The sequence below is a fragment of the Pseudomonas sp. MF09150 genome, from assembly GCF_059862355.1.
Genome location: NZ_JCBCUS010000027.1, coordinates 1 through 4545, shown reverse-complemented (window position 1 = coordinate 4545; position 4545 = coordinate 1). Strand labels below are relative to the sequence as shown.

General features: G+C 53.6%; 3 protein-coding genes and 4 pseudogenes. 3 read left to right on the top strand and 4 right to left on the bottom strand.

The features are described 5' to 3' along the window. The first annotated feature begins 235 nt into the window (after positions 1–235). The 3 genes and pseudogenes from AC19YX_RS35150 to AC19YX_RS35140 all read left to right on the top strand — a co-directional run. Complete coding sequence (locus tag AC19YX_RS35150) at positions 236–475, top strand: ribbon-helix-helix domain-containing protein (protein WP_017335987.1); 240 nt, start codon at positions 236–238, stop codon at positions 473–475. Beyond that, positions 475–885: a putative toxin-antitoxin system toxin component, PIN family gene (locus tag AC19YX_RS35145; protein ID WP_017335986.1), complete on the top strand. Its 411-nt coding sequence runs from the start codon at positions 475–477 to the stop codon at positions 883–885. The genes AC19YX_RS35150 and AC19YX_RS35145 overlap by 1 nt, the downstream gene beginning before the upstream one ends. A gap of 3 nt (positions 886–888) precedes the next feature. Further along, a pseudogene (locus AC19YX_RS35140) lies at positions 889–2286 on the top strand (DUF4158 domain-containing protein); the annotation flags it as partial. A gap of 26 nt (positions 2287–2312) precedes the next feature. On the opposite strand, the pseudogene AC19YX_RS35135 reads toward AC19YX_RS35140, so the two are convergent. The 4 genes and pseudogenes from AC19YX_RS35135 to AC19YX_RS35120 form a co-directional block, all read right to left on the bottom strand. Further along, positions 2313–2627: pseudogene (locus AC19YX_RS35135) on the bottom strand (Tn3 family transposase); the annotation flags it as partial. Between the two features lie 33 nt (positions 2628–2660). Next, positions 2661–2923, bottom strand: a pseudogene (locus AC19YX_RS35130) (Tn3 family transposase); the annotation flags it as partial. A 20-nt stretch (positions 2924–2943) separates the two neighbouring features. Next, positions 2944–3402, bottom strand: coding sequence for a methyl-accepting chemotaxis protein (locus tag AC19YX_RS35125; protein ID WP_275941885.1), 459 nt, complete (start codon positions 3400–3402; stop codon positions 2944–2946). An 87-nt stretch (positions 3403–3489) separates the two neighbouring features. Beyond that, positions 3490–4248: pseudogene (locus tag AC19YX_RS35120) on the bottom strand (PAS domain-containing protein); the annotation flags it as partial. Between the last annotated feature and the right edge of the window lie 297 nt (positions 4249–4545).

Here is a 4545-nt window from a genome sequence, read left to right as displayed (position 1 = left end):
TGCACACGAGTATTGAGCATAGTCGAGATTGGTGCAGACGACTCCTGATATTGGGCTGTCAGGAGCCGTATGCACACCAGGCGTTACATCCAGTCAGATGGTGCGGTCGTCTTCTGAAAACGACACTGGGCAGGTCTTCCGTTAAAGTTCTATAAAACGAGGGTTTTATCGAACCGTTGCGGCGCAGTGAGGATCGAGTGTATAAACACATAAACACCTAACATTGGAAAAAGTCATGAATACCACTCGCTGGAACGTCGCCGTCTCCACCGACACCGACCAATCGCTTCGCATGTTTCTGGCCAGCCAAGGCGGTGGCCGTAAGGGCGACCTGTCGCGCTTCATCGAAGAAGCGGTGCGGGCACACATCCTGGAGCTGAGCGCCGAACAGGCCAAGGTTTCCAATGCCCATCTGAGTGAGGCCGAACTGACCGAAGCGGTTGAAGAAGCGCTCGACTGGGCGCGTAAGCGCTGATGCGGGTTGTATTGGATACCAACATTCTGTTCAGTGCGCTGATCTCACCGCATGGGTCTCCTGATGCGATCTATCGGGCCTGGCGTTCAGCTCGCTTCGAGGTGGTGACTTCACGGGCACAGCTCGACGAAATTCGTCGCGCCAGTCGTTACCCCAAGCTTCAGGCCATCCTTCAGCCTGCCAAAGTGGGGGCCATGATCAATAACCTGCAACGCGCCGTGGTATTGGAGCGGTTGACCATTGAGGTTGAAGCCGATGATCCGGATGACTCTTTTCTGCTGGCCATGGCTTTGGCGGGCAATGCGGACTACCTAGTAACCGGTGATCGACGCGCAGGCCTCTTGCAGCGCGGACATATCGAACGCACGCGGATTGTCACCCCCGCCGTGTTCTGCGCCGAGGTACTGTGATCGATGCCGGTTGGTTTTCTGACTCAGGAGCAACGCGACGGCTTTGGTCGCTACATCGATGCGCCCAGCCGTGATGAACTGGAGCGCTACTTCCACCTGAGCGATGAAGACCGTGAAGCCGTCCAGGTACTACGGGGCAACCATAACCGCTTGGGCTATGCCGTTCTGCTGACTACCGTTCGCTTCGTCGGTGTTTTGCCGGACAAACCCACGGCTGTGCCGGTGGAAGTCCTGCTTGTGCTTTGTCGGCAATTGGCAATCGCCGACCCTGACTGTCTTGTACGTTATAGCGATCATCGTCGCTGGATACATGCGGCCGATATTCAAGAGCGCTATGGCTATCGCCACTTTACTGACCCAGGCATCGGCTTTCGTTTGAGCCGATGGCTGTATGCCCTTTGCTGGACTGGTACTGATCGTCCTGGCGTGCTGTTCGAACGAGCTACCTCATGGCTGCTCACACAGAAAGTCCTATTGCCCGGAATTTCCCAGTTAGAGCGCTTCATTGCCCAACTGCGTAGCCGGGTTGAAGAACGCCTCTGGTACACCTTGGGCCGCAGCGTGACCGAGGAGCAAAGACAGCACCTACAAGACTTGCTTCTGGTGGCCGAAGGCAACCGTAGTTCCCGACTGGATCAACTACGCTCCGGCCCGGTGATGGTCAGTGGCCCTGCACTGGTTCGGGCGCTGCGTCGGCTGGATGATGTACGCGGGTTGGGTATCGCCTTACCGGCAGCTGCGCATATCCCTCCCAGCCGCATTGCCGCCCTGGCTCGCTTTGCCAACACCGCGAAGGTCACGGCCATCAATCGACTGCCGGCGTCGCGCCGGTTGGCGACGTTGGTGGCATTCGCGGTTTCCTTGGAAGCCAGTGCGCACGACGATGCTCTGGAAGTTCTGGAAGCGCTACTGCGTGATATCTTCAACAACGCAGAGAAGGCTGACAAGAAGGCTCGGTTGCGTAGTCTAAAAGACCTGGATCGCTCGGCGGCAATGCTCGCCGCTGCGTGCAAGGTCGTGCTGGATAGCTCGATCAGCGATGACAATGTCCGTGCCCGGCTGTTCAACGACCTGCCACGTGTCACGCTGGAGAAAGCCCTGGAAGAGGTCAATGCGTTGATCCGTCCGGCCAACGATGTGTTTTACCTCGCTCTGGAGGAGCGCTACCGCAGCGTGCGCCGTTTCCTTCCTGACTTATTGAAACATATTCGCTTCGGCTTCAGCCCGGCGGGTAAGGGTGTGGCGGCTAGTTTGGACTGGTTGCAACTGAACTTGCCTCGCAGGAAGCCGGAGGATGACGTGCCGCAGGAGATCGTGGCCAAGGCTTGGCAGAACCACATCACTCGCGAAGATGGCTCCCTCGACATGGGCGCCTATGTCTTCTGCACGCTTGATGGGGTTGTACGCCGGAATCCCAGAAATTTCCGTCAGCCCAGCTCCAGTCCCGCCACGAGCGCATCCAGGTCGATGAACTTGCCGTCAGTCTGGAAGGTGTAATGCCCGTTCAGCAGGATGTGCCGCCAGGCCGCTGGCGACATCTGCGTGATCAACGCCAGCGCCTTGGCATTGCCAGCTGCCTCGTACTTCGTCAGCAGCAGGGACAGGATCGCCGAGTTGTAGAAGATGATCGCGTTGCCGATCAGCCTGGCGCACTGGTTGCTGATCTCGATTTCGATGTCGGTGCGGCCGGTCAATTCCTTCTTCCCACCGACTTGGGCGATGGTCGAGCGTAGCTGGTGATAGGGGAGCCCGCAGAATTCGGAAAAAATCGTACGCTAAGGTTTTCCGGGCAATCGTAGCGGCCTGAACTTCCCGATCTCCAGCCTGCGGCTCTGCCGCCAGACGTAATCGCCAGTCAGGTTGATGTGCTCCCAGCCCAGCGGCAATAGGTATTGCAGCAGCTCGCCGCCCACCGACTTGCCAGCCTCGACCAGCCCCAAGTGATGCACTCCAGATACATCGTGTTCCATAGCACGATGGCCATCACCAAGTTTGGGCTTCTGGCTCTGTAGCGCTGCGGCTCGAAGTTCCGATCCTGATTTTGCCTAAAACTGGACACTAGCTATTGTCTTTGAACAACGTCGATACGGTACGGGCAACATGGTCTGCACCGTCACTGATTTCACGCATAATAGTTGTTACAGTTGCGATCTGATCGTTGTTTTCTTCGGCGCTTCTAGCGATGCTGTTCATATCTATATTCAGTTGCTGAGTAAGCTTTCCGTTAGCAGTTACCACATTCTGGATTTCCACGGTGGCACTGCTAGTTCGAGCTGCCAACTGACGAACCTCGTCGGCTACTACAGCAAAGCCTCGGCCCATTTCACCCGCTCGGGCAGCTTCAATTGCGGCGTTAAGTGCTAGTAAGTTAGTTTGTTCTGCCACGCCTTGGATGATGGTAACAATTTTCTCGATATCTTTAGCCTGAGCATTTAGCTGTGTAATCGAAATAACCGCACCGTTTATTAAATTAAATGTACCCTGAGATAGTTCAATTGAACTAGCAAGGGACTCCATGCCCCGCACGGAAATTTGAGATGTCTCCTCGGCGGTGGTGAAGGAAAGCTCTGCGGCCTGACGGATTTCATCAGCCTTATGCTTCTGCGAGCTGACGTCGGTGGCAAATTTTAACACTTTCACAACCTGGCCGGCTTCATCAATGACGGGGTTGTAGGTGGCCTCAAGATAGATGGTCTCTCCCGATGCGGTCTTGCGCTCAAATTGCCCGCTTAAAAAAGTTCCTCCCTTTAAACTCTGCCAAAAATTTGGATTTTCTTGATAAAAATTATCGAAACAGAACATTCGGTGGTGTCGACCCTTGATATCGCTGAGGCGATAACCCATAGCACGGAGGAAATTCTCATTTGCATGCAGGATGTCACCGTTAGGTGTGAACTCGATCTCCGCCATCGAGCGGGAGATGGCTGCATGGACGGCTCTTAGTGAGAGTAACTCGTTTTCTCTCTGAGTGACATCTGAGCCAATCTTAATGATTTCAATAACTTTTCCATCTTGATTTTGAACTGGAATATAAGTAGCCTCAATCAATACTAAGTTACCGTCTTTGCGCAGCCGCCTAAATAAACCTGATTGAAGATGGCCGTCAGCCAATTTCTGCCAGAAGCGCGAATAATCAGCTGTGTTAGCATAATTCTTTTCGCAGAAAATTCTGTGGTGCTGCCCTGCTATTTCTTCGAGTTTGTAACCAAGCATCTCTAGAAAGATATTGCTCGCATAGATTACGCTCCCGTCTGGCCTGAATCTGATTTCCGCGACATTTCGACTTATTGAATCAAGCTGCCGCTGTAGTTCTGAGAGCTTATTTTCTGTGTCCAGCAGTTGTTTGTTTTTATTGAAAAACATAATCATTACCTTTGTGCAAATAAAATAATACTTGGGGCCCAATTTATACTGTATCGGTTAGCGCAACCGCTTCTTGAGAGCATAGCTCTTTATAGTTGGAAAATTAGCGATTTGCAGCCATGTGTCATATTGAGCTATACCCTAACCGGACGTCAGGCAAGGCCGCTCCGAGTGTCGTTTTCAGAAGACGACCGCACCATCTGACTGGATGTAACGCCTGGTGTGCATACGGCTCCTGACAGCCCAATATCAGGAGTCGTCTGCACCAATCTCGACTATGCTCAATACTCGTGTGCA